The 22,570-nt window shown below is 57.8% G+C and carries 26 protein-coding genes; 11 read left to right on the top strand and 15 right to left on the bottom strand.

What is annotated here, in order from left to right; translation table 11 throughout:
* Positions 1-64 precede the first annotated feature (64 nt).
* Entirely contained in the window at positions 65-406 is a 342-nt protein-coding gene (gene grxD / locus AB4P97_RS17410; protein WP_042560740.1) for a Grx4 family monothiol glutaredoxin, read from the top strand.
* A 177-nt stretch (positions 407-583) separates the two neighbouring features.
* Here grxD and bfr read toward each other — a convergent pair whose 3' ends face one another.
* Both bfr and AB4P97_RS17400 read right to left on the bottom strand, forming a co-directional pair.
* Positions 584-1,057: a bacterioferritin gene (gene bfr / locus AB4P97_RS17405; protein ID WP_042560739.1), complete on the bottom strand. Its 474-nt coding sequence runs from the start codon at positions 1,055-1,057 to the stop codon at positions 584-586.
* Between the two features lie 200 nt (positions 1,058-1,257).
* Complete coding sequence (locus AB4P97_RS17400; RefSeq protein ID WP_003227725.1) at positions 1,258-1,476, bottom strand: bacterioferritin-associated ferredoxin; 219 nt, start codon at positions 1,474-1,476, stop codon at positions 1,258-1,260.
* 313 nt (positions 1,477-1,789) lie between these two features.
* Here AB4P97_RS17400 and AB4P97_RS17395 point away from each other — a divergent pair, with 313 nt between their 5' ends.
* Positions 1,790-2,392 carry a peroxiredoxin gene (locus AB4P97_RS17395; RefSeq protein ID WP_003227723.1) on the top strand — a complete coding sequence of 201 codons (603 nt, stop codon included), beginning with the start codon at positions 1,790-1,792 and terminating at the stop codon, positions 2,390-2,392.
* Between the two features lie 72 nt (positions 2,393-2,464).
* Here the strand turns inward: AB4P97_RS17395 and rnt are convergent, their stop codons facing one another.
* Together rnt and pyrC are read right to left on the bottom strand one after the other, a co-directional pair.
* Complete coding sequence (gene rnt, locus AB4P97_RS17390; RefSeq protein ID WP_042560738.1) at positions 2,465-3,142, bottom strand: ribonuclease T; 678 nt, start codon at positions 3,140-3,142, stop codon at positions 2,465-2,467.
* The gene (gene pyrC / locus AB4P97_RS17385) at positions 3,139-4,185 is read right to left on the bottom strand and encodes a dihydroorotase (RefSeq protein ID WP_042560737.1); all 1,047 of its coding nucleotides are present in this window, start codon (positions 4,183-4,185) and stop codon (positions 3,139-3,141) included. The genes rnt and pyrC overlap by 4 nt, the downstream gene beginning before the upstream one ends.
* Positions 4,186-4,345: 160 nt before the next feature.
* Between pyrC and AB4P97_RS17380 the strand changes: the two genes are divergently transcribed.
* Together AB4P97_RS17380 and AB4P97_RS17375 are read left to right on the top strand one after the other, a co-directional pair.
* Complete coding sequence (locus AB4P97_RS17380) at positions 4,346-5,254, top strand: OmpA family protein (RefSeq protein ID WP_042560736.1); 909 nt, start codon at positions 4,346-4,348, stop codon at positions 5,252-5,254.
* A 129-nt stretch (positions 5,255-5,383) separates the two neighbouring features.
* Complete coding sequence (locus AB4P97_RS17375) at positions 5,384-6,601, top strand: argininosuccinate synthase (RefSeq protein ID WP_042560735.1); 1,218 nt, start codon at positions 5,384-5,386, stop codon at positions 6,599-6,601.
* Positions 6,602-6,735: 134 nt separating this feature from the next.
* Here the strand turns inward: AB4P97_RS17375 and AB4P97_RS17370 are convergent, their stop codons facing one another.
* Entirely contained in the window at positions 6,736-7,452 is a 717-nt protein-coding gene (locus tag AB4P97_RS17370) for a hypothetical protein (protein WP_042560734.1), read from the bottom strand.
* Between the two features lie 179 nt (positions 7,453-7,631).
* Here AB4P97_RS17370 and AB4P97_RS17365 point away from each other — a divergent pair, with 179 nt between their 5' ends.
* Positions 7,632-7,793 carry a hypothetical protein gene (locus AB4P97_RS17365; RefSeq protein WP_155401154.1) on the top strand — a complete coding sequence of 54 codons (162 nt, stop codon included), beginning with the start codon at positions 7,632-7,634 and terminating at the stop codon, positions 7,791-7,793.
* Between the two features lie 175 nt (positions 7,794-7,968).
* Positions 7,969-8,595, top strand: coding sequence for a response regulator transcription factor (locus AB4P97_RS17360; protein WP_042560733.1), 627 nt, complete (start codon positions 7,969-7,971; stop codon positions 8,593-8,595).
* Between the two features lie 90 nt (positions 8,596-8,685).
* On the opposite strand, the gene AB4P97_RS17355 is transcribed toward AB4P97_RS17360, so the two are convergent.
* From AB4P97_RS17355 to metG, 8 genes are all read right to left on the bottom strand, one after another.
* Positions 8,686-8,859: a PA3496 family putative envelope integrity protein gene (locus AB4P97_RS17355; protein ID WP_042560732.1), complete on the bottom strand. Its 174-nt coding sequence runs from the start codon at positions 8,857-8,859 to the stop codon at positions 8,686-8,688.
* Positions 8,860-8,966: 107 nt separating this feature from the next.
* The gene (gene nth, locus AB4P97_RS17350) at positions 8,967-9,605 is read right to left on the bottom strand and encodes an endonuclease III (protein ID WP_042560731.1); all 639 of its coding nucleotides are present in this window, start codon (positions 9,603-9,605) and stop codon (positions 8,967-8,969) included.
* Positions 9,602-10,183, bottom strand: coding sequence for an Rnf-Nqr domain containing protein (locus tag AB4P97_RS17345; protein WP_395598167.1), 582 nt, complete (start codon positions 10,181-10,183; stop codon positions 9,602-9,604). The genes nth and AB4P97_RS17345 overlap by 4 nt, the downstream gene beginning before the upstream one ends.
* The gene (locus AB4P97_RS17340) at positions 10,180-10,785 is read right to left on the bottom strand and encodes an RnfABCDGE type electron transport complex subunit G (protein ID WP_395601400.1); all 606 of its coding nucleotides are present in this window, start codon (positions 10,783-10,785) and stop codon (positions 10,180-10,182) included. Before AB4P97_RS17340 ends, AB4P97_RS17345 begins: the two co-directional genes overlap by 4 nt.
* Positions 10,782-11,765, bottom strand: a complete 984-nt coding sequence (locus tag AB4P97_RS17335; RefSeq protein ID WP_395601399.1) for an RnfABCDGE type electron transport complex subunit D — start codon at positions 11,763-11,765, stop codon at positions 10,782-10,784. Before AB4P97_RS17335 ends, AB4P97_RS17340 begins: the two co-directional genes overlap by 4 nt.
* A complete protein-coding gene (gene rsxB / locus AB4P97_RS17330) occupies positions 11,752-12,954 on the bottom strand; it encodes an electron transport complex subunit RsxB (protein ID WP_395601398.1) in 1,203 nt (400 codons plus the stop codon). The genes AB4P97_RS17335 and rsxB overlap by 14 nt, the downstream gene beginning before the upstream one ends.
* The gene (locus AB4P97_RS17325; RefSeq protein ID WP_042560725.1) at positions 12,951-13,520 is read right to left on the bottom strand and encodes an electron transport complex protein RnfA; all 570 of its coding nucleotides are present in this window, start codon (positions 13,518-13,520) and stop codon (positions 12,951-12,953) included. Before AB4P97_RS17325 ends, rsxB begins: the two co-directional genes overlap by 4 nt.
* Before the next feature lie 130 nt (positions 13,521-13,650).
* Entirely contained in the window at positions 13,651-15,702 is a 2,052-nt protein-coding gene (gene metG, locus AB4P97_RS17320; protein WP_042560724.1) for a methionine--tRNA ligase, read from the bottom strand.
* A 133-nt stretch (positions 15,703-15,835) separates the two neighbouring features.
* On the opposite strand from metG, the gene apbC reads away from it, so the two are divergent.
* On the top strand, positions 15,836-16,930 hold the full coding sequence (apbC, locus tag AB4P97_RS17315; RefSeq protein ID WP_042560723.1) for an iron-sulfur cluster carrier protein ApbC: 1,095 nt from the start codon (positions 15,836-15,838) through the stop codon (positions 16,928-16,930).
* Positions 16,931-17,061: 131 nt separating this feature from the next.
* Here the strand turns inward: apbC and AB4P97_RS17310 are convergent, their stop codons facing one another.
* A complete protein-coding gene (locus AB4P97_RS17310) occupies positions 17,062-17,820 on the bottom strand; it encodes an SDR family oxidoreductase (protein ID WP_042560722.1) in 759 nt (252 codons plus the stop codon).
* A 161-nt stretch (positions 17,821-17,981) separates the two neighbouring features.
* On the opposite strand from AB4P97_RS17310, the gene AB4P97_RS17305 reads away from it, so the two are divergent.
* The 4 genes from AB4P97_RS17305 to groL all read left to right on the top strand — a co-directional run bounded on the left by AB4P97_RS17305 (position 17,982) and on the right by groL (position 21,504).
* A complete protein-coding gene (locus AB4P97_RS17305; protein ID WP_042560721.1) occupies positions 17,982-18,713 on the top strand; it encodes a HugZ family protein in 732 nt (243 codons plus the stop codon).
* A gap of 65 nt (positions 18,714-18,778) precedes the next feature.
* Entirely contained in the window at positions 18,779-19,255 is a 477-nt protein-coding gene (locus AB4P97_RS17300; protein WP_042560720.1) for an FxsA family protein, read from the top strand.
* Positions 19,256-19,513: 258 nt separating this feature from the next.
* Complete coding sequence (locus AB4P97_RS17295) at positions 19,514-19,807, top strand: co-chaperone GroES (RefSeq protein ID WP_007916610.1); 294 nt, start codon at positions 19,514-19,516, stop codon at positions 19,805-19,807.
* A gap of 50 nt (positions 19,808-19,857) precedes the next feature.
* Complete coding sequence (groL, locus tag AB4P97_RS17290) at positions 19,858-21,504, top strand: chaperonin GroEL (RefSeq protein ID WP_395601397.1); 1,647 nt, start codon at positions 19,858-19,860, stop codon at positions 21,502-21,504.
* A gap of 200 nt (positions 21,505-21,704) precedes the next feature.
* Here the strand turns inward: groL and AB4P97_RS17285 are convergent, their stop codons facing one another.
* Positions 21,705-22,448 carry a phosphatase PAP2 family protein gene (locus AB4P97_RS17285; protein WP_042560718.1) on the bottom strand — a complete coding sequence of 248 codons (744 nt, stop codon included), beginning with the start codon at positions 22,446-22,448 and terminating at the stop codon, positions 21,705-21,707.
* Positions 22,449-22,570 lie beyond the last annotated feature (122 nt).

Raw genomic sequence — 22,570 nt, 5'->3', positions numbered from 1 at the left:
GGGATTCCGTTACAATGCGCCACCGTGCCGACCCGTGAGTCGGAAAGTTCAGCCGAGGTGCTCCATGGATATCATCGAAACGATTAAAGAGCAGATTGCCAACAACACCATTCTGCTTTACATGAAAGGCTCGCCGAATGCCCCACAATGTGGCTTTTCCGCGAAAGCTGCACAGGCTGTGATGGCGTGTGGTGAAAAGTTTGCGTACGTGGACATCCTGCAGAACCCGGAAATCCGCGCCAACCTGCCAAAGTACGCCAACTGGCCGACTTTCCCGCAACTGTGGGTCGGCGGTGAACTGGTCGGCGGTAGCGATATCATGACCGAGATGTCGGCAGACGGTTCGCTGCAAAGCACCATCAAGGCTGCTGTCGAAGCCGCTGCTGCGAACAAGTCCGAAGCCTGATGGCTTGTAGGGAAGCAAGCTTCTTTGCTTCCCCTCCGGTTCATTCGACACACGCTCCCCTTGTAGGGGCTGTCGAGTGAAACGAGGCTGCGATCTTTTGATCTTCAGCCAATAAAAAGCCCCGCACCTCGAAAGAGGGCGGGGCTTTTTAATGTCTTGAATTTGGCGAGTGTTAAATCACTCTTCGCCCATCTGCGATTGCAGATAGTTCTCAAGACCGACTTTGCCGATCAGGCCCAGTTGGGTTTCCAGCCAGTCGATATGTTCTTCTTCGGATTCGAGGATATCTTCGAGCAGCTCACGGCTGCCAAAGTCGCCAACGGTTTCACAATGGGCAATTGCGGCTTTCAGGTCTGCGTGGCCGGTCTTCTCGATACGCAGGTCGCACTCCAGCATTTCCTGGGTGTGCTCGCCGATGTGCAGCTTGCCCAGGTCCTGCACGTTTGGAAGACCTTCGAGGAACAGGATGCGCTTGATCAGCTTGTCCGCGTGCTTCATCTCGTCGATGGATTCTTTGTACTCGTGCTTGCCCAGCTTGTTCAGGCCCCAATCTTCATACATGCGCGCATGCAGGAAGTACTGATTGATCGCGACCAGCTCATTGGCAAGGATCTTGTTGAGATGCTGGATGACTGTAATGTCGCCTTTCATGATCGGAGTCCTGCCCTGTAATAGCTGTATATAAGGCGGAGTTTGAGCTTCGTACTTATAAGTGTCAAACCTAAGTTATTGAATAATATATGAAAATTAATCGGAATAAGAATGTTTGTGTTCCGCGTCTGGAGCCTAAGCGCTTGATTTACAGGCATAAAAAAACCGGACATAAGTCCGGTTCTTTGGAATAGGGGTAGTTACGCAGCAGTAAATTCTACTGGATAAGGAATCGCGGCCTGGGCGGTTTGCAGCTTGGTCAGGGTTTCGCGAACCACTTCCTTGGCAAGGCAGGCACATTTGCCGCACTGGCTGGCGACGCCGGTGGCCTGGCGGACTTCTTTATAGCTGCAGCAACCTTCATAGATCGCTTCGCGGATCTGTCCGTCGGTGACGCCAGTGCAGAGACAAACATACATAAGTGAGAACCGTCGCTGGTTGTGACTCAATTGCGATGGATCTTAATAATAACGAGAATGATTGTCAAAGTGCTTTGCGAGGCCTTTTCACCGAATCGGCCCATGACTGACGAACGGTGATTACTGGCGATCTGCCTGGCCCCGTAAATGCAGCCCTGTGATCGGCAACTGCGAAAAACCGTTAAGGACAGGCGAAAAACGCAGTGTATGATGGTCGGCCCTTGCGAAGGGGGTTCGTGTCACAGGGCTGTCGCCTGAGGGTGGCAGGCTGGCCCGGACCCTGAACTTCAAGTTTCTACACCAGGAGATATCAATGAGCGTACTCGTAGGCAAACAAGCCCCAGACTTCACCGTCCCGGCCGTACTCGGCAATGGCGAGATCGTTGACAGCTTCACCCTGTCCTCGGCCATCAAAGGCAAATACGGCCTGGTGTTCTTCTACCCACTGGACTTCACCTTCGTCTGCCCGTCCGAGCTGATCGCTCTGGACAACCGCATGGCTGACTTCAAGGCACGCAACGTTGAAGTGATCGCTGTGTCGATCGACTCGCACTTCACCCACAACGCATGGCGCAACACCCCAGTGAACAATGGCGGCATCGGCCAGGTGAAATACACCATGGCTGCCGACATGAAGCACGACATCGCCAAGGCTTACGACGTTGAATCCGAAGGCGGCGTGGCTTTCCGTGGCGCCTTCCTGATCGACGACAAAGGCGTTGTCCGCTCGCAGATCATCAACGACCTGCCACTGGGCCGTAACATGGAAGAGCTGATCCGTCTGGTCGATGCTCTGCAATTCCACGAAGAGCACGGCGAAGTCTGCCCTGCCAACTGGAAAAAAGGCGACAAAGGCATGAACGCTTCGCCAGAAGGCGTTGCGGCTTACCTGACCGAGAACGCTGCTGCCCTGTAAGGCGCAACGTTGCGGTAAAAAAAACCGGCCCACGTGGCCGGTTTTTTTCGCGCGGGAGAAAACCGACCAGGATCAGTCGTTGAAGTCTTCCCAGCCGCCCATCTGTTTCCAGCGATTGACGATGCCACAGAACAGCTCGGCGGTTTTCTCGGTGTCGTAACGCGCGGAGTGCGCCTCACGACCGTCGAAATCGATGTCGGCCGCCTGACAGGCTTTCGCCAGTACGGTTTGGCCGTAAGCCAGACCGGCCAGCGTCGCCGTGTCAAAACTGGAGAACGGGTGGAACGGATTGCGCTTCATGTCCAGTCGCGCAACGGCGGCATTGAGGAAGCCAAGGTCGAAGCTGCTGTTGTGGCCGACCAGAATCGCGCGCTTGCAGCCGTTGGCCTTCAGCGCCTTGCGAATGCCACGGAAGATGTCGGTCAGTGCCGTCTCTTCGCTGACAGCCATGCGCAGCGGGTGGTCCAGCTTGATGCCGGTGAACTCCAGTGCTGCTGCTTCAATGTTGGCGCCTTCGAACGGCTCGACACGGAAGAAGTAGGTGTGATCCGGATAAACGAAACCCTTTTCATCCATGGCGATAGTAGTCGCGGCAATCTCCAGCAACGCATCGGTGGCCGAATTGAAGCCACCGGTTTCTACGTCGACAACAACCGGCAGGTAGCCGCGAAAGCGTGCTGCCATTGGGTGACGGGAACCGCCGCCGCCACTTTGACCGTCCAGTTCGTCGTCGAAATGGTCTTCACTCACGCGTGTTCCTCCAGCAGGCGCCAGCGCAGTTTTTCACCGGCGCGCAGCGGGATAACGGTCAGCTCGCCAAAGGGCAGGCTGGTTGGGGCGGTCCATTCGTCACGAACCAGGGTGATGCGATCGGTGTTCACCGGCAGGCCATAGAAGCGCGGGCCATTGAGGCTGGCGAACGCTTCGAGCTTGTCCAGCGCATTGCGTTGCTCAAACGCTTCGGCATACATCTCGATGGCGGCGTACGCGGTGTAGCAGCCAGCACAGCCGCAAGCGGCTTCCTTGGCGTGCTGGGCGTGCGGCGCCGAGTCGGTGCCGAGGAAGAACTTCGCGCTGCCGCTGGTGGCGGCATCGAGAAGGGCTTCCTGATGGGTGTTGCGCTTGAGGATCGGCAGGCAGTAGAAGTGCGGCCGAATCCCGCCCACCAGCATGTGGTTGCGGTTGTACAGCAGGTGATGCGCGGTGATGGTCGCGCCAACGTTGGCCGGGGCCTCGTTGACGAACTGCACGGCATCGGCGGTGGTGATGTGTTCGAAAACAACCTTGAGCGTCGGGAAACGCTCGACCACGCGACGCATGTGCTCATCGATGAAGATCTTTTCGCGGTCGAACACGTCGACATCGCCACGGGTGACTTCGCCGTGAATCAACAACGGCATCCCGACTTCGGCCATGGCCTCGATTGCCGGGAAGATCTTGTCGATGCTGGTGACGCCAGAATCCGAATTGGTGGTGGCGCCGGCCGGGTACAGCTTGGCGGCGTGCACGAAACCGCTGGCCTTGGCCTCGCGAATTTCTTCGGGCTGGGTGCGGTCGGTAAGGTACAGCACCATCAACGGCTCAAAGCGACTGCCGGCCGGGCGGGCAGCGAGAATCCGCTGGCGATAGCCGTCGGCTTCAGCGGCGTTGCGCACCGGTGGTACCAGGTTGGGCATGATGATGGCGCGACCAAACGTGCGCGCAACATCGGCAACGGTATTGGTCAACACGGCACCATCGCGAAGATGAATATGCCAGTCGTCGGGACGCAGCAGGGTCAGGCGGTCGGACATGAGGGGATTCCAGGCGGGTCAAACTGAGGCGAATGCTACCGGAAAAGACTCTTGCAGGCACTCGCTATCAAGTTTTGCGGGAACCTTCCGATATCCCGTAGGTATGCCGTAAACGTAGTGTGAATCGGTCTTTGTGTTTCAGAAGCCAATGGAGCCTCCCGTGCGCCAGCGATATTTAGCCTTGCTCAGTGTGTTTGCCAGTTTTCCTGCGATGGCGCTTACGTACCAGACTCGCCTGGAGAACATTGAGTGGACGGTCGCCGGCGACAAGTTCGAGTGCCGTCTGACACAACCGATCACGGATTTCGGCTCGGGTGAGTTCGTGCGCAAGGCCGGCGAACAGGCGATCTTCCGTCTGAATGCCTACAACGCCATGCTCGGCGGCGGTTCGGCGACGTTGCTCGCCGCCGCAGCACCGTGGCAGCCGGGGCGCGGCGACATCAACCTGGGCACCGTAAGACTGGGCAGCGGCAACGTCCTGTTCAACAGCTCGCAGTCTCAGGCCGGCGGCTTGATCAGTGGTCTGATGGATGGGCGCAGTCCTGTTGTCCGTCGCGCCTCGGGCGATGGTCGGGTCTCGGAAGTGCGTTTGTTGCCGGTCAGGTTCAACAAGGCCTTCAACGATTACCAGGGCTGTGTGGCGAAATTGCTGCCGCAGAATTTCGAACAGGTTAAACAATCGCAGATCGGCTTCCCCGGCGAAGGTATCGAGCTCGATGCCGCTGCCAAGGCCAAGCTGCAAGTGATGCTCGAGTACATGAAGGCTGATCCGACGGTTAATCACATCGAACTCGATGGCCACTCGGACAACAGCGGCAATCGTCTGACCAATCGCGAACTGTCCCGTCGTCGGGCCTTGGCCGTGGTTGATTTCTTCAAGGCGAACGGCATTCAGGAATCGCAGATCACCGTGCGTTTCCATGGTGAGCGCTACCCATTGGTTCCTAACACCAATGCGAGCAACCGCGCGAAGAACCGTCGGGTCAACGTGCACCTTGCGCGAGTAGCCCCGACGACCGCACCTGCACCCACTGCCAGCACGCCAGCGAACGCTGCGGCAACTTCCTGACCCGCCGGTCATCGTCGCGCCTTCGACAGATTCTGTCGCTTTGTCGTCTTAAGCTGTCGCGCCTCTGTAAATTATCGCGTTTGGGCGGTAGACTCCTCGGCTTTCCGTAGAACCCCGTGGAGTGATGGCATGGCGGACGTAAACAAGGTCGTTCTGGCGTATTCCGGCGGCCTGGACACTTCGGTGATCCTCAAGTGGCTGCAGGATACTTATAACTGTGAAGTGGTGACCTTCACCGCTGATCTCGGTCAAGGCGAAGAGGTCGAGCCGGCCCGCGCCAAGGCTCAGGCCATGGGCGTCAAAGAAATCTACATCGACGATCTGCGCGAAGAATTCGTGCGTGACTTCGTGTTCCCGATGTTCCGCGCCAACACCGTTTACGAGGGCGAGTACCTGCTGGGTACTTCCATCGCACGTCCACTGATCGCCAAGCGCCTGATCGAAATCGCCAACGAAACCGGCGCTGACGCCATTTCCCATGGCGCCACCGGCAAGGGCAACGATCAGGTGCGTTTCGAACTGGGTGCGTACGCGCTCAAACCAGGCGTGAAAGTGATCGCGCCGTGGCGTGAGTGGGACCTGCTGTCCCGCGAGAAGCTGATGGACTACGCCGAGAAGCACGCGATCCCGATCGAGCGCCACGGCAAAAAGAAATCCCCGTACTCGATGGACGCCAACCTGCTGCACATCTCCTATGAAGGCGGCGTGCTGGAAGACACCTGGACCGAGCACGAAGAGGACATGTGGCGTTGGACCGTCTCCCCGGAGAAGGCTCCCGACACCCCGCAGTACCTGGAACTGACCTACCGTAACGGCGACATCGTTGCGCTGGACGGCGTCGAAATGACCCCGGCCACCGTGCTGGCGACGCTGAACAAGATCGGTGGTGCTCACGGTATCGGCCGTCTCGACATCGTCGAAAACCGTTATGTCGGCATGAAGTCCCGCGGTTGCTACGAGACTCCGGGCGGTACGATCATGCTGCGTGCTCACCGCGCCATTGAATCGATCACCCTGGACCGCGAAGTCGCTCACCTGAAAGACGAGCTGATGCCAAAGTACGCCAGCCTGATCTACACCGGTTACTGGTGGAGCCCTGAGCGTCTGATGCTGCAACAGATGATCGACGCTTCCCAGACCAGCGTGAATGGTGTGGTTCGCCTGAAGTTGTACAAAGGCAACGTGATCGTGACGGGCCGCAAGTCCGACGATTCGCTGTTCGATGCCAACATCGCGACCTTCGAAGAGGATGGCGGTGCTTACAACCAGGCCGACGCGGCGGGCTTCATCAAGCTCAACGCGCTGCGCATGCGCATTGCTGCCAACAAGGGCCGCAAGTTGTTCTGATTTTTCAGACTGACGCGCAATAAAAGGGCGGCCCCGTCTTCCAGACGGGCCGCCCTTTTTTTACAGAATTCTTTTGTCCAACACTTCGTTGCAATGTTCCTTGTCCATTTGCATGCGGTGCAATGCCGCAATCTTCAAGCTCTTCCCAACAGTGTGACCGTCTGTGAACACAGATTGTAAATAATACAGAGTGTTGTGCCTGAGCCTTTCTTCGCATGCCTGATCCGCAGTAGCGCTCTTTTCGTCAGTGAAACGTCCGACACATGGTTGGAAAGAAATATGATGACCCGCACCGTTTTCCTGTCGGCTCGTCGGATTCTTTCCAGAATTGTGGCGAGTTCTCTCGACGCATCAATATCTCGTGCATCAATGATGTGCAGGTTGCTGAAAGGTGCGGACAGCTGAAGGCTGTATTGAACCTTCAGGGTCGGCTTCGCGCTGATGCCAGACGGCGGGTCGGATGCATTATGGACTTTGCACGAGTCCCTGCGCCCTGCAGTAGAGGCTTCGCTGGGGACGATATGACTTGATATCCCGAAAGTCGCCTGTGTATCGGGCTCATGCGGCGGCGGGTTCCGTTTGCTGTCGCGGTCATCATTGTCGATGACTTTTAAAAAGCTTTTGTCCTTGCCGAAATCTGAGGGTGAATAAAGCGTGCGGTGATTGAAGTTCAAAGTGATGAAGAAAAGAAATAACAAGTAAAATGGGAAGCTAATAAGAAACCAGACGTAAATCTCTCGATCTTCGTTGTCAAGAAATGGCAAAGATACCGCGGCGGAGCCTTCCGAAATTGCGGCAAATATGGCGATAACCGTCATCGGATTAGTAATTCTCTTTCTGATTTTTAACATGCTCTTGCTCTCCTGTTGAGGTGGTGCGTCATGAATGGGTTGTATGTTTTAGTTTGTGGGTAAGTTGGGGTTTGGTGTTTTCTATGTATAGCAAAAGTATTTGTTTGAATATAAATATCTTGTTTCAAGTGTTTATGGTTTTCTGACTTGTACAAGAGGTTTGTAGGAGATTGCCGTCATTGCTTGATGTTTCTGAATTGCGCAATATTTCAGATGTTATGCAGGCATTTCGCACCGTGCTACCGATTGGCTGTCATGAAAACGGCTTTCGAGGCTGTTCTTCGGCAGATATTGGTCGCGCACTGTTACAAGTGAAAATCGAAAGTTTTGCAGACTGGTGAAAGAGTTTTTTTGTCGGATGTTTATAGTGATACGGGTTTTTTGTAGGAATATTCCTCGATGGCTGTAGGGGACGTCTCTCGATGCAAGTGCATGAGAGACCTGACATGCCATAGAGCAAATGGCTGGGCTATTGTGCGTGTTCTAAAAATTCGAACAGCGAAACTGGACTTGCCCATGAATAAAGTGCTGATCGTGGATGACCACCCCGTCATTCGTCTTGCGGTACGTATGCTGATGGAACGTCATGGCTACGAAGTCATTGCAGAAACGGATAACGGCGTGGATGCATTACAACTGGCTCGCGAACAAATGCCGGATATTGTCATTCTGGATATTGGAATACCGAAACTTGATGGTCTGGAAGTAATTGCACGACTGACGTCGGTCGCAATGCCTATTAAAGTCCTGGTATTGACTTCCCAGGCGCCGGGTCATTTTTCAATGCGGTGCATGCAGTCGGGGGCGGCGGGTTATGTATGCAAACAGCAGGATTTGACCGAATTGCTAAGTGCGATCAAAGCTGTTTTATCTGGCTACAGTTATTTTCCCAATCAGGCGTTGCACACGGTACGTACCAGCCTGGGCAATGCCAGTGAAGCAGACATGGTGGATCGCCTTTCCGGGCGCGAGATGATGGTTCTGCAACAGTTGGCGCGGGGTAAGACCAACAAGGAAATCGCCGATGGAATGTTTTTGAGTAACAAGACAGTGAGTACCTACAAGACTCGCTTGTTGCTGAAACTCAATGCGCGTTCACTGGTTGATCTGATCGAGCTGGCCCAGCGAAACGGGCTTGTCTGAATACTTCAGTCGCTGACGGGGTCATGGGCCGATCGAATTCAGCTAGCCATCAAAAGCGAAAAAGCCTCCGTTTCGGGAGGCTTTCAAATATCAGAAATCAAAGTCGTAATCGGCCAACTTCTTTTGTAGTCGGCGCTCCTCCAGCAGGTTGTCGATCGTGCGGCGTTTGCTCAGGTTGGTCTTGGCGACTTCAACCACGGGTTCGGCGTCGTCCGCGGGGTCATCATCCACTTCCAGTTCCAGTTCCTCTTTATCAGTACTCATCAGATTAACTCCCACCCTAAGACTGCCGTTGGCGCCCCTTATATCGACATTCCGGCGGCGGGTAAAAAAGATTTTTTCAATCGATCACTCATTTATTTCTATAACGATCAATCGTCCGATGTTTTTTGTTTGTATTCGCACAAGTCTTCGATTCGGCAACTGCCGCACCGCGGCTTGCGGGCCAGACACACGTAGCGTCCGTGAAGAATCAGCCAGTGGTGGGAATCGAGCAGGAATTGCTTTGGTACAAACTTCATAAGCTTGTTTTCCACCTCGACCACATTTTTGCCGGGAGCTATGCCTGTGCGGTTGCTGACTCGGAAGATGTGCGTGTCTACGGCCATGGTCAGCTGACGGAAAGCCGTGTTGAGCACCACGTTGGCGGTCTTTCGGCCGACACCGGGCAAAGCTTCGAGCTCCTCACGTGTTTGCGGCACTTCACCGTTGTGGCGTTCGACCAGCAAGCGGCACGTCTCGATGACATTTTTGGCCTTGCTGTTGTAGAGGCCGATGGTCTTGATGTATTCGGACAGCCCGTCGACGCCCAGCGCGTAGATCGCTGCCGGGGTGTTGGCGACCGGGTACAGCTTGGCCGTCGCCTTGTTTACGCCAACGTCGGTCGACTGCGCCGAAAGAATCACCGCAATCAGCAATTCGAAGGGCGAGGAGTAGGCCAGTTCGGTTTTCGGCTCGGGATTGTCTTCGTGCAGTCGGCGGAAAATCTCAAGACGTTTTGCGGCATTCATGGGCGATGCGTTTCCTTGGGAATTGAGTTCGAGCGAGTCCAGGCCTGACGGGCCGCGAGCAGCAGGCCCAACATAATCAGCGCGCCGGGAACCAGGGTTGCCAGAGGCAGGCCCTCGCTGAATAAAACCAGACCTTGCCACTGTTCGAGCAGTCCTCGGCCCAAGCGACCCTGGCCTGCGAGTTCACGCACAACGGCGAGTATCACCATCAAGGCGCTGAACATACCGCTTAGCTTGAGGCGCTCGCTCGGTGTCTGGCGGAAAAATCCGTTGTGTTCGAGTACCAGGCACTGCAAGGCAATCAATCCCGCATACAGACCAAAAGCCTGATGCCACGGAAGAAACCAGCGCTGCGCGAAAACCTCGGCACAACTGGTCAGCGTCGCGGCGAGCAGCAGGGCTGCTGACCAGGTGGCCGCAGGCGTCAGGCGCGAGCGTAAAAAAGACATGCACAAGCCATAGGCGCCCACTACCACTGCGAACATCAAGATCGCGCCCAGCGCGCCAGCCAACGAACTCGTCGTCCCGAGCAAAAGCATGAGCATCAATGAATTCGCCACGTGCGCCGTGCGGTTCATGGTGGGCTCCCCAGCAATGCCACACGATGTTGGTCAAAGTAACGCAGAGCGTCATGGACAGCGTTGACCACTGCACGGGAGGTGATGGTCGCACCGGCCATTTGGTCGAATTGCCCCTGATCCTTTTTGAGCGCCCAACCGGCATCTGTCGGCTCATCACTCGATTTCCCGACAAATAACGAAAGCCATGCATTCGGCCATTCGCCCAGATGTCCGCCGAGCGCGGGCGTTTCATTTTGCTTGAGGGTTTTTACCCCCAGCAATTTTCCATGGTCATCAATGGCAATCAGCAGTTCGATGCTGCCTGTATAACCCTTGCTGCGGCTGCGCAGCAACACCGCGACCGGTCGCCCGGCTTTGCTCGCGCGATAGCCACCGGTGAGTGTGCTGTGGCTCAAGGCAACGTCCGCCAGGGCCAGCGGCTGTTCGAGTGGTTGATTGTCGTAGCTGTCCGGTGCGAGCACGTCGAGCAGTTTGCGACTGTCGAGCAGACGCTGTTCGGCGGCAATCTGCGGCGCATTGCTGCGTTGCACAAGATACGTCGCCGTGATGCCGACGAAAGCCAACAGCAGCAGCGTGAGTGCGCTCTTTGTGCGGTTCATGGGCGCACCGGTGCCTGTCGGCTCAGGGCAAAACGCTCGAGTGCCGGCACGCAGAGATTCATTAACAGCACCGCGAACGCGACGCCGTCCGGGTAACCACCCCAGGTGCGGATCAGGTAAGTCAGCAGCCCGACTCCGGCGCCGAACAGCACGCGCGCCAGTGCATTTTTTGCCCCGGATACCGGTTCGGTGATGATGAAAAATGCGCCGAGCATGGTGGCACCGCTCAGCAGATGAAACAGCGGCGAACCGTGGGAGTCCGAGCCCGAGCCGTTCCAGCACAGCAGGCTGACTAAAAACAGGCTGGCGAGCATACCGACGGGCGCGTGCCAGCCGAATACTCGCCGTTGCAGCAGAAACAGCCCGCCGGCGAGAAACGCCAGATTGATCCATTCCACGCCACGCCCGCCGAAGCGCCCGAAGGCCGGGTTGGCGGCGAACAATTCATCGATGATCAGGCTTTTATTGATGCGCAGGCTGTCCAGGGCCGTGGCCTGAACCCAGGCGTCCGGGACCTGCGCCGGATTGAATACCTGCTGCAAGGCGTCGAGCAGCGCCATGCCATGGGCCGGCCATTGGGTCATTGGCTGCGGGAACATCACGATGACCAAGGCAAAACCGAGCATGGCCGGATTGAACGGGTTTTTGCCCACGCCGCCGTACAGATGTTTGCCAAACAGCAGACCTGCGGCGGTCGCCGTGATAGTCAGCCACCAAGGGCAATAGGGCGGCAGGGCGACGGCCAGCAAAGTCGCGCTGACCAGTGCGCTGCCGTCACCGAGCAGCGGCTGCAACGCTTGCCCGCGCAGGCGTGCCACGCCTGCCTCGACCGCCAGTGCGCAGGTGACGCAAAGGATCAGATTGATCAATACGCCCCATCCGTAAAACCACAAAAAGCTCAGCAGTCCCGGCAGCATGGCAAGCAGCACCAGTCTCATCGCCTGTTGCAGGCGATCGTCGGGTGTCTCAAGGGGCGACATGGTCTTGCACCTGGCGCTCGGCGTCCTGCAGGCGGGCGCGGGCCTTGTCGAGGGTTTCGGCCGGGGTGTCAGCGCGTCGTTCGAGTTTGTTCAGGTCCGCGCGGGCGTAGGCCAATTCGGTTTTCAACTGACGAAGTTGGCTGTCGATCGGGCGTTTTTCCACGCGCACCAGGTCAGGCACAGGCTGATCGCTGGCCGCTTCGGCGGCGTGAAGGGCTTGCTCGGCGTCACGTAACGCCTGTTCCAGCGTGGCAATCTGCTCGGTCGGCGCTTCGGCGGTCTGGGCCTTTTTCAGTTCGGCGCGGCGCATGGCCAATTGAATTTTTGCCCGTTTCAGGTCTGCGTCTTTCGCCGGCGCTGGCGGAGTGGCGGGTGCGCTGCTTTCGAGTTTGGCCAAAGCCTGTTCAGCCACTTCGAATTGCTGCTGCAATACGATCAATTGCGACTGCTGTTCAAAGGTCGGCGGATGGCCGAAGGCTTTCAGCGATTTATGCAGTTGCGCACGGCTCATCGCGACATCGATCTTGGCTTTTTTCAGTGCGGCGTCGGCGCCTGCGGATTTTTGCGCGCGCACGCGTTCCAGTGCAGCTTGCACCGGGTCGAGCGTTGTCACTTCAGATTGAGCGGCGCGCTTGGCTCGCGCCTCGCGCTCAGCCTGTTTGTGTTGTTCTTCGCGTTGCAGACGGGCATTGCGTCGTTCAAAGCGCTGGCGGGCGTGATCACGTTTGGCGGCGCGCGCGCGCTGTTCTTCAAGACTGAACGCGAGGCCACCGACCACCGGCAGTGTGCTCGGTGGCAGGGGATGCATTTCGATGCAGTCCACCGGGCAGGGCGCCACGCACAGATCGCAACCGGTGCATTCGTCGATCAGAACGGTGTGCATCAATTTCGCCGCGCCGACGATGGCATCAATCGGGCAGGCCTGAATGCACTTGGTGCAGCCGATGCATTCTGCTTCGCGGATGTAAGCCACTTGCGCTGGCGCCGAACCGCGACTGACGTCCAGTTCCAGCACCGGCACTTTCAACAGTTCGGCCAGCGCCGCGATGGTTTCATCACCACCCGGCGGGCATTTGTTGATCGGCTCGCCGTCGACGATGCCCTGTGCGTAAGGTTTGCATCCTGGATGCCCGCACTTGCCGCACTGTGTCTGCGGCAGAAGGGCGTCGATGCGTTGAATCAGACTCATGTTTTGATCAGTCCACTGAATCCGAGAAAAATCACTGCGATCAGTCCGGCGCCGATCAGGTCGATCGGCAGGCCGCGAAAGGGCAGGGGAATATCGTTGTCGGTTGTACGCTCACGCAAATCGCTGAACAGACTCAGCACCAGCCAGAAACCCAGCCCGGCACCGAGGCTCATTGCTGTCGCGTGCAGCAGGCCTTGATCGCTCTGCGCATTGATCAGCGCCAGCCCAAGCACGCCGGCGTTGCCCAGCAACAGCGGCCACAAACCCTCGAACGGCAGGTTTGGCAACCCGCGCGCCAACAGTTTCAGCAACGGCGCGATCAGCAACACGCTTAATGGCAAAAACACGAACATGCGCAGCGCTTGCAGTTGCAGGGGTACCAGCAACCAGTGCCAGACTGTGTAGCCAACCACGCCGACGATGACCATCAGGCACAACGTCGCCAGCCCCAGCGCATGCACCTGCCGACGACTGCCCGCCAACAGCGGATCGACGCCCAGCGGCCAGTGCAACACGAAGTTGTTGAGCAGCGCGGCACTGATAAGCGTAAGCACGAGTTCGGTCATGGGGCTGCCGGCAAAACGGGCGGATGTCTCATAAGGTTAGGCATTATCCGGCAGCGACGGTGAGTGGGCCAGATATGAAAAATCCCACAGGCATGCGCGCACGCCTGTGGGATCGATTTGCCGCAGAGTCTTACTTGATGCGCTGACCTGGCTTGGCGCCGCTGTCCGGGCTCAGCAGGTAGATTTCCTCACCACCAGGGCCTGCTGCCATCACCATGCCTTCGGAAATACCGAACTTCATTTTCCGCGGCTTTAGGTTGGCGATCATCATGGTCAGGCGACCGTCGAGCTTGGATGGGTCCGGATAAGCGCTCTTGATCCCGGAGAACACGTTGCGTTGCTCGTCACCGATATCCAGGGTCAGGCGCAACAGCTTATCGGCACCTTCCACGGCTTCTGCCTTGATGATCAGCGCAACGCGCAGGTCGACCGCAGCGAATGCGTCGAAGTCGATTTCCGGCGACAGCGGATCCTTGGCCAGCTCGCCGTTGCCCGCAGGGGCGGCTACGCCGGTATCGGTCTGGCTGGCGGTCAGGTCTTCTTTGGAGGCGTCGCTCATGGCTTGTACTTTTACCGGGTCGATGCGGGTCATCAACGGCTTGAATTCGTTGAGCTGATGATTGGCCAGCAGGGTGGTGTGGTCGTTCCAGGTCAACGGGGCGACGTTGAGGAACGCCTCGGCATCGGCGGCCAGCAGTGGCAGCACCGGCTTGAGGAAAATCACCAGTTGGCGGAACAGGTTGATGCCGGTGGCGCAGATCGCCTGGACTTCATCCTGTTTGCCTTCCTGCTTGTTCAGCGACCACGGTGCCTTGTCGGCGATCCAGGCGTTGGCGCGGTCGGCCAGGGCCATGGTTTCGCGCATGGCACGGGCGAAGTCGCGGGCTTCATAAGCGTCGGCGATGCTTGGCGCGGCGGCGAGGAAAGCCTCGGTCAGCTCCGGCGCGGCATTGTTGTCGACCAGCAGGCCGGCATTGCCCTTTTGAATGAAGCCGGCGCAACGGCTGGCGATGTTGACGACTTTGCCGACCAGGTCGGAGTTGACCTTCTGCACGAAGTCTTCGAGGTTCAGGTCGAGGTCGTCGACGCCACGGCCCAGTTTGGCCGCGTAGTAGTAGCGCAGGTATTCCGGCGACAGGTGATCCAGGTACGTGCGGGCCTTGATAAAGGTGCCGCGCGACTTGGACATCTTCTGGCCGTTGACGGTCAGGTAGCCGTGTACGTTGATTGCGGTCGGTTTGCGGTAACCGGCGCCTTCGAGCATGGCTGGCCAGAACAGGGCGTGGAAGTTGACGATGTCCTTGCCGATGAAGTGGTACAGCTCGGCAGTGGAGTCCTTGGCCCAGAACGCGTCGAAGTCCAGATCCGGCGTGCGGTCGCACAGATTCTTGAAGCTGGCCATGTAGCCGATTGGCGCATCCAGCCATACGTAGAAATACTTGCCCGGCTCGCCCGGGATCTCGAACCCGAAGTACGGCGCATCGCGGGAGATGTCCCACTGTTGCAGGCCGGCGTCCAGCCATTCGGCGATCTTGTTGGCCACGGCGTCCTGCAAGGTGCCGCTGCGGGTCCAGCCTTGCAGCATTTCCTGGAAGTCCGGCAGTTTGAAGAAGAAGTGCTGGGAATCCTTGAGCACCGGGGTGGCGCCAGAGATTGCCGACTTCGGATCCTTCAGATCAGTCGGTGCGTAGGTCGCACCGCATTTTTCGCAGTTGTCGCCGTACTGGTCTTCAGTGCCGCATTTCGGGCAGGTGCCCTTGATGAAGCGGTCGGCCAGGAACATTTTCTTTTCCGGGTCGAAATATTGCGTGATTGAACGTTGGGCGATGTGCCCTGCGTCACGCAGCTTGAGGTAGATCTGGCTCGACAGCTCACGGTTTTCTTCGGCGTGAGTGGAGTGGAAGTTGTCGAAATCAACCAGGAACTCGGCAAAGTCGGCGCTGTGTTCAGCCTGCACGTTGGCGATCAGTTGTTCCGGGGTGATGCCTTCCTTTTCTGCGCGCAGCATGATCGCCGAACCGTGGGCGTCGTCGGCGCAGACGTAGATGCATTGATTGCCGCGATGCTTCTGGAAGCGCACCCACATATCGGTCTGGATGTATTCCAGCATGTGGCCAAGGTGGATCGAACCGTTGGCGTAGGGCAGGGCGCTGGTGACGAGGATCTTGCGTGGCTCGGACATGTGGGGCTTCGCTACTTGATGAAACGGAGGTCGGCCACTATAAAGCGCTGGCGCATATTTTTCACCCTGTGCACCTGTTTCATTCAGGTACGATACTCGCCATCTTTTCCCAGTCTTGTTATCGGAGTTGCCCATGAGTGCCGTCACTCGCGCAGCGGTGGAAGCCGTCCTCAGCCAATACACCGACCCTTACCTGAACCAGGACCCGGTCAGCGCCGGTTGCGTGAAAAACATCGAGATCGTCGGTGACCGCGTCAATGTGCAGCTGGAAATCGGTTACGCCGCCGGCCTGTTCAAAAGCGGCTGGGCGCAATTGCTGCAACTGGCCATCGAAAACCTCGACGGCGTAGTGATTGCCAGAGTCGAGGTCAACACGGTGATCGCTGCGCACAAGGCTCAAGCGCAGATCCCGGGGCTGGCCAACGTCAAGAACGTGGTGGCCGTGGCGTCGGGCAAGGGCGGTGTCGGCAAGTCGACCACCGCTGCCAACCTCGCGTTGGCGCTGGCCCGTGAAGGCGCCAAGGTCGGGATTCTCGATGCCGATATCTATGGCCCGAGTCAGGGCATCATGTTCGGCATTCCCGAGCGCACTCGCCCTGAAATCAAGGATCAGAAGTGGTTCGTGCCGCTCAAGGCCCACGGCGTCGAAGTCATGTCGATGGCGTTCCTGACGGACGACAACACGCCAATGGTCTGGCGTGGGCCGATGGTCTCCGGCGCATTGCTGCAACTGGTTACGCAAACCGCGTGGGGCGATCTCGATTATCTGGTGATCGACATGCCGCCAGGCACCGGCGACATTCAGTTGACCCTGGCGCAGAAAGTCCCGGTGGCAGGCGCTGTGATCGTCACCACACCGCAGGATCTGGCCTTGCTCGACGCGCGCAAAGGCGTGGAAATGTTCCGCAAGGTCAACATTCCGGTGTTGGGCGTGGTGGAAAACATGGCCGTGCACATCTGCTCCAATTGCGGCCATGCCGAGCATCTGTTCGGTGAAGGTGGTGGTGAGAAGCTTGCGACGCAGTACGGCGTCGAGCTATTGGCCTCGCTGCCGTTGTCGATGCTGATCCGTGAACAGGCCGATGGCGGCAAGCCAACGGTGATCGCCGAGCCGGACAGCCAGATTGCCATGGTCTATCAGGAACTGGCCCGCCACGTTGGCGCGCGGATTGTGTTGCAGGAAGCGGCAACACCCGCGATGCCGAACATCACCATCAGCGACGATTGATAATTCAGCAACGCTTGGAAACCTGTGGGAGTGAGCCTGCTCGCGAAGAGGAAGTGTCAGTCAACGAAGAGGTTGTCTGACACTGCGCTTTCGCGAGCAGGCTCGCTCCCACATTGGTTTTGTAGTGTCAGTCAGATACGCAACCCGCCATCCATCTCCAGAATCCGACCGGTGTAGTAGTCGTTCTCGAAGATGTACGCCGCCGAATGGGCGATCTCTTCCGGCTTGCCCATGCGCTTGAGCGGAATTCCCGCGGTCATCTTCTCCAGCGCTTCCGGCTTCATGCCCAGGGTCATCTCGGTTTCGATGAAGCCCGGCGCAATGCCCGCTACGCGAATGCCATAACGCGCCAGTTCCTTGGCCCACGTCACGGTCGCCGCTGCCACACCGGCCTTGGCCGCGGAATAGTTGGTCTGGCCAACGTTGCCTGCGCGGGATATCGACGAGATGTTGATGATTGCGCCGCCGGTCTTCAGCTCGACCATTTTTGCTGCGACTTCGCGCGTGCAGAGGAATACGCCGGTCAGGTTGACGTCGATCACCGCCTGCCATTGGGCCAGGCTCATCTTGGTCATTTCGCCGTCCTTGACCTTCAGTAGCAGGCCGTCGCGCAGAATCCCTGCGTTGTTGATCAAACCATGGATCGCGCCGAAATCGGCGGCGACCTGCGCGACCATGTGCTCTACCTGTTCTTCATTGGCGACGTTGCACAGGTAGCTGCGGGCCTCGACCCCTTTGGCTTTGCAGGCGGCGACTGCGTCGTCGAGCTTTTCCTGGTTCAGATCGACCAGCGCCAGCTTCGCGCCTTTGCCGGCGAAATACTCGGCCATCGAACGGCCCAAACCCTGGCAACCGCCAGTGATAATGATTACTTTGTCGTTGAGTTGCATTCGCATGCCCCGATAGCAGGTCAGAGTGGATTTCCTTTAGAGAGCCTCTCGATCTGCGCCCGATGTGGCCTGGCTGCACATGAGAATTGCCCGATGGTGAGCGGAACATATCCCGCGCACCTGTCCGTTTTTTCGACGGATTCTATTTAAGGAGTCATAAATTGAGCGTTGAAGTGGCGAAGAATGCCCGAGAATTGCTTCTCAAGGAATACCGTGGAGTGCTCTCGACCCACTCTAAATCCATGCCCGGTTTTCCCTTTGGCTCCGTCGTGCCGTATTGCCTGGACGAGCAGGGCCGGCCGTTGATCCTGATCAGCCGCATCGCCCAGCACACGCACAATCTGCAAAAAGACCCGAAATGCTCGATGTTGGTGGGGGAGCGCGAGGCAGATGACGTGCAGGCCGTTGGTCGCCTGACCTATCTGGCCGAAGCGCAAAAGCTTGAAGACACCGCCAGCATTGAAGCGGCGGCCGAGCGTTATTACCGCTACTTCCCCGACTCGCAGAACTACCACAAGGCTCACGATTTCGATTTCTGGGTGCTGAATCCGGTGCGCCATCGCTACATCGGTGGTTTCGGCGCCATTCACTGGGTCGATCAACTGACCTTGGCCAACCCGTTCGCCGGCAAAGCCGAGATCAGCATGGTCGAACACATGAACAGCGACCACGCCAAAGCCATCGCGCACTACGTCGATCTGGCCGGGCTGCCGAAAACCGTGCCGGCGCAACTGGCCGGGATCGACACCGAAGGCATGCACCTGCGCATCGGTCAGGCGCTGTACTGGTTGCCGTTTCAAGCACCATGTCATACGCCGATACAAGTGCGCGAAGCCTTGGTTTCTCTGGCTCACGCCGAGCATTGGCCAAAAAATGCAGTGGCCGACGCTTGAATTCACGAAAGGGCGACGTCATCTAAGGCTTACTGCAAGGCATTTCTTGCGTAGAGGAAAGTTAGATGCGCCCTTTTTTGTTGCTCTTTCTGCTGTTTCCGGTGCTGGAGCTGTTCGTATTCGTCAAAGTGGCAGGGGCTATCGGGTTCTTCCCGGCCCTGCTACTGATCATTCTCGGCTCGATGTTCGGGGTATTCGTGCTGCGCGTCGCCGGCTTGGCCACTGCACTGCGTGCCCGTGAAAGCCTGAACCGCGGCGAACTGCCTGCGCAAACCATGCTTGAAGGTCTGATGCTGGCACTGGCCGGTGGTTTGTTGATTCTGCCGGGCTTCATCAGCGACGTGGTCGGTCTGGTGATGCTGCTGCCGTTCACGCGTCGACTGCTGGCCAATAAAATGCGCCAGCGCGCCGAAGATCAGGCGATGCGCCAACGTGCGTTTGCTGACGATCTGCAACCACGCGGCGGGCCTGCCCCACGCGATACGGTGGGCCGTGAGCCCAACGTGATCGAAGGCGAGTTCGAACACCGCGACACCAAGTGACACCTGGATCGACACGGCACCCTCGGGTGCCGGGTTTTTATGTGGGCTGCATCCGGGCGCTGCGATGAAAAATTTTCTGCGTTCGCCCTTGTAATAAGCTTATGCGCCCTTATGTAACGGTCACCGAAAGGTTTCTGGCATTTGCGCCAGTCAGACTTCCGCGTCTCGCTCGACGAGGCGCACCCGGCGAAGGCCGGATTTGTTAAACCCGCCGGGAATACACCGGCCGATGAAAACCACAATTAGGAGAGATCGACAATGAAGCTTCGTCCTCTGCATGACCGCGTCGTAATCCGTCGCAGCGAAGAAGAAAAGAAAACCGCTGGCGGTATCGTCCTGCCAGGTTCGGCTGCTGAAAAAGCCAACCACGGTGTGATTCTCGCTGTAGGCCCGGGCAAAGCTCTGGAAAACGGCGAAGTGCGCGCACTGTCCGTTAAGGAAGGCGACAAGGTTGTGTTCGGTCCTTACTCCGGCAGCAACACTGTGAAAGTCGACGGCGAAGACCTGTTGGTAATGAGCGAGAACGAAATTCTCGCCGTTATCGAAGGCTGATTACCCCGTCCATTTTCCCGCTACTACAAAGTATTTAAGGAATATCGATCATGGCTGCTAAAGAAGTTCTGTTTGGCGATTCCGCCCGTAAGAAAATGCTCAAGGGCGTTAACGTCCTGGCTGACGCGGTAAAAGCGACCCTGGGCCCGAAAGGCCGTAACGTGATCATCGAGAAGAGCTTCGGCGCTCCGACCATCACCAAGGACGGCGTTTCCGTCGCCAAAGAAATCGAACTCGAAGACCGTTTCGAAAACATGGGCGCGCAGCTGGTCAAAGACGTTGCCTCCCGTGCCAACGATGACGCAGGCGACGGTACTACCACCGCCACCGTTCTGGCTCAGTCGATCGTCAACGAAGGCCTGAAAGCCGTCGCTGCCGGCATGAACCCGATGGACCTCAAGCGCGGTATCGACAAAGCGACCATCGCTATCGTCAAAGAGCTGAAGAACCTGTCCAAGCCATGCGCTGACACCAAGGCAATCGCTCAGGTCGGTACTATCTCGGCCAACTCCGACAGCTCCATCGGCGAAATCATTGCCGAAGCCATGGAAAAAGTCGGTAAAGAAGGCGTGATCACCGTTGAAGAAGGCACTGGCCTGGAAAACGAACTGTCGGTTGTAGAAGGCATGCAGTTCGACCGTGGCTACCTGTCCCCGTACTTCGTCAACAAGCCTGAGACCATGGTTGCCGAACTGGAGAGCCCGCTGGTTCTGCTGGTCGACAAAAAGATCTCGAACATCCGCGAAATGCTGCCAGTACTGGAAGCCGTTGCCAAAGCCGGCCGTCCACTGCTGATCGTATCGGAAGACGTTGAAGGCGAAGCCCTGGCGACTCTGGTTGTGAACAACATGCGTGGCATCGTCAAAGTTGCAGCCGTCAAGGCTCCAGGCTTCGGCGACCGTCGCAAGTCCATGCTGCAGGACATCGCTGTTCTGACCGGCGGTACCGTTATCTCCGAAGAGATCGGCCTGAGCCTGGAAGCAGCCACCCTGGAAAACCTGGGCAGCGCCAAGCGCGTGACCATCTCCAAGGAAAACACCATCATCGTTGACGGTGCTGGCGTAGCAACCGACATCGAAGCGCGTATCGCTCAGATCCGTGCTCAGGTTGCCGAAACTTCCTCGGACTACGACCGTGAAAAACTGCAAGAGCGTCTGGCCAAACTGTCCGGCGGCGTTGCAGTGATCAAGGTTGGCGCTGGTTCCGAAGTAGAAATGAAAGAGAAGAAAGCCCGCGTTGAAGACGCCCTGCACGCAACCCGCGCAGCCGTTGAAGAAGGCGTGGTACCTGGCGGTGGCGTTGCGCTGATCCGTGCACTGGAAGCCCTGACCGAACTGACCGGCGACAACGCTGACCAGAACGTCGGTATTGCTGTGCTGCGTCGCGCTGTTGAAGCGCCGATGCGTCAGATCGCTGCCAACAGCGGCGACGAGCCAAGCGTAGTCGTCAACGAAGTCAAAAACGGCAAAGGTAACTTCGGTTACAACGCTGCGACTGGCGAATACGGCGACATGATCGAAATGGGCATCCTGGATCCAACCAAGGTTACCCGTTCGGCTCTGCAAGCTGCAGCCTCGATCGGCGGTCTGATCCTGACTACCGAAGCTGCAATTGCCGATGCACCGAAGAAAGACGGCGGCGCTGGCGGCGGTATGCCAGACATGGGCGGCATGGGTGGCATGGGCGGCATGATGTAACCCAGCCTTACCCCGTAACGCAAAAACCCCGCCTGCGATAAGCAGGCGGGGTTTTTTATTGCCGCTGATTTGAGGTTCACCTGAAACCTGAGCGCGGCCATCGCTGGCAAGCCAGACTCCCACAGTGATCACTGCTGCTCATGGCATCTCTGAACACTGGAGATCCCTGTGGGAGCTGGCTTGCCAGCGATGACGTCAGTTCAGACGCTGACCGGTTGTGTGTTGACCACCGATTCAGCCTTCACCGCCGGGCGATACAGCACCCAGTAATACGATCCCAGACAAATCAGCCAGCAGAAAATCGCCGTCCACACGTTGTGCGAAAAGAAGTGCGCGCCCTGCATCATCCGGCTGATCGAGAACACCGAGCCCAGGGCAAAGGCAAAGACAAATGCCTGTCGCGCCAGACGCGGTCGCCGGTCACGCAACACGAAGAACAGCGCAAACAACGTGAACCCCGTGGCCGCATGACCGCCGGGCCAGCAACGGCCGGGCTTGTCGGTCGGCGGGCGATGATCCATCAGTTTGCTGTAGGTTTCATGGCCGCCGAATTGCTCCAGGCTCCAGGGGCATTGCACGGCCGTCACCGCTTTGACCGGCGTCACGAACGAAGTCGCCAGCCCAAGGGACAGCACCAGACAGCCCAACTCGCGCTTGAACGGCTTGAGCCTGTTGATGAAGAACGCGCCGATGAAACCGAGAATGGCGAACACCGAAAATGCGATCACTACCTGCTTGGCGCGGTCGTGCAGGATGTCTTCGAGGAAGAAGCTGTGCCGGCCGATGAAGTCCCCCGCAACCGGATCGTAGAACAGCCTGGCCAGATCCATGTCCAGATCGGTCAGTTCGAGCAGCATCAGCACCAGTGCAGCCAAGGCAGGAATGCCCAGGCACAACCAGAAATTCAGAGGCCTTGAAACGGGACGGGCAGAGGTCGACACCATGGCAATTCCTTGGTCGGCAAGTGTTGTGAGAGGCGTAATCGCGCGCAGTCTGCGCCCGAGTGCGTGGGTGATTTGTTAACCGAAAGTGAAAAAATCGTTGGCAGGCACAAACAACCGGTTTA

Origin of the sequence: Pseudomonas sp. A1230 (assembly GCF_044218825.1) — a bacterium.
GTDB classification, from domain to species: Bacteria; Pseudomonadota; Gammaproteobacteria; order Pseudomonadales; family Pseudomonadaceae; genus Aquipseudomonas; species Aquipseudomonas iridis.
The sequence above is the reverse complement of the archived record's forward strand: the minus strand, read 5'-3'. Positions and strand labels throughout refer to the sequence as shown.

Bases quoted from the DNA above. Each gene is read 5' to 3' on its own strand.
- grxD (WP_042560740.1), top strand. From the start codon at position 65: ATGGATATCATCGAAACGATTAAAGAGCAGATTGCCAACAACACCATT.
- bfr (WP_042560739.1), bottom strand. From the start codon at position 1,057: ATGAAAGGCGACATTACAGTCATCCAGCATCTCAACAAGATCCTTGCC.
- AB4P97_RS17400 (WP_003227725.1), bottom strand. From the start codon at position 1,476: ATGTATGTTTGTCTCTGCACTGGCGTCACCGACGGACAGATCCGCGAA.
- AB4P97_RS17395 (WP_003227723.1), top strand. From the start codon at position 1,790: ATGAGCGTACTCGTAGGCAAACAAGCCCCAGACTTCACCGTCCCGGCC.
- pyrC (WP_042560737.1), bottom strand. From the start codon at position 4,185: ATGTCCGACCGCCTGACCCTGCTGCGTCCCGACGACTGGCATATTCAT.
- AB4P97_RS17375 (WP_042560735.1), top strand. From the start codon at position 5,384: ATGGCGGACGTAAACAAGGTCGTTCTGGCGTATTCCGGCGGCCTGGAC.
- AB4P97_RS17370 (WP_042560734.1), bottom strand. From the start codon at position 7,452: ATGTTAAAAATCAGAAAGAGAATTACTAATCCGATGACGGTTATCGCC.
- AB4P97_RS17360 (WP_042560733.1), top strand. From the start codon at position 7,969: ATGAATAAAGTGCTGATCGTGGATGACCACCCCGTCATTCGTCTTGCG.
- AB4P97_RS17355 (WP_042560732.1), bottom strand. From the start codon at position 8,859: ATGAGTACTGATAAAGAGGAACTGGAACTGGAAGTGGATGATGACCCC.
- nth (WP_042560731.1), bottom strand. From the start codon at position 9,605: ATGAATGCCGCAAAACGTCTTGAGATTTTCCGCCGACTGCACGAAGAC.
- AB4P97_RS17345 (WP_395598167.1), bottom strand. From the start codon at position 10,183: ATGAACCGCACGGCGCACGTGGCGAATTCATTGATGCTCATGCTTTTG.
- AB4P97_RS17340 (WP_395601400.1), bottom strand. From the start codon at position 10,785: ATGAACCGCACAAAGAGCGCACTCACGCTGCTGCTGTTGGCTTTCGTC.
- AB4P97_RS17335 (WP_395601399.1), bottom strand. From the start codon at position 11,765: ATGTCGCCCCTTGAGACACCCGACGATCGCCTGCAACAGGCGATGAGA.
- rsxB (WP_395601398.1), bottom strand. From the start codon at position 12,954: ATGAGTCTGATTCAACGCATCGACGCCCTTCTGCCGCAGACACAGTGC.
- AB4P97_RS17325 (WP_042560725.1), bottom strand. From the start codon at position 13,520: ATGACCGAACTCGTGCTTACGCTTATCAGTGCCGCGCTGCTCAACAAC.
- metG (WP_042560724.1), bottom strand. From the start codon at position 15,702: ATGTCCGAGCCACGCAAGATCCTCGTCACCAGCGCCCTGCCCTACGCC.
- apbC (WP_042560723.1), top strand. From the start codon at position 15,836: ATGAGTGCCGTCACTCGCGCAGCGGTGGAAGCCGTCCTCAGCCAATAC.
- AB4P97_RS17310 (WP_042560722.1), bottom strand. From the start codon at position 17,820: ATGCAACTCAACGACAAAGTAATCATTATCACTGGCGGTTGCCAGGGT.
- AB4P97_RS17300 (WP_042560720.1), top strand. From the start codon at position 18,779: ATGCGCCCTTTTTTGTTGCTCTTTCTGCTGTTTCCGGTGCTGGAGCTG.
- AB4P97_RS17295 (WP_007916610.1), top strand. From the start codon at position 19,514: ATGAAGCTTCGTCCTCTGCATGACCGCGTCGTAATCCGTCGCAGCGAA.
- groL (WP_395601397.1), top strand. From the start codon at position 19,858: ATGGCTGCTAAAGAAGTTCTGTTTGGCGATTCCGCCCGTAAGAAAATG.
- AB4P97_RS17285 (WP_042560718.1), bottom strand. From the start codon at position 22,448: ATGGTGTCGACCTCTGCCCGTCCCGTTTCAAGGCCTCTGAATTTCTGG.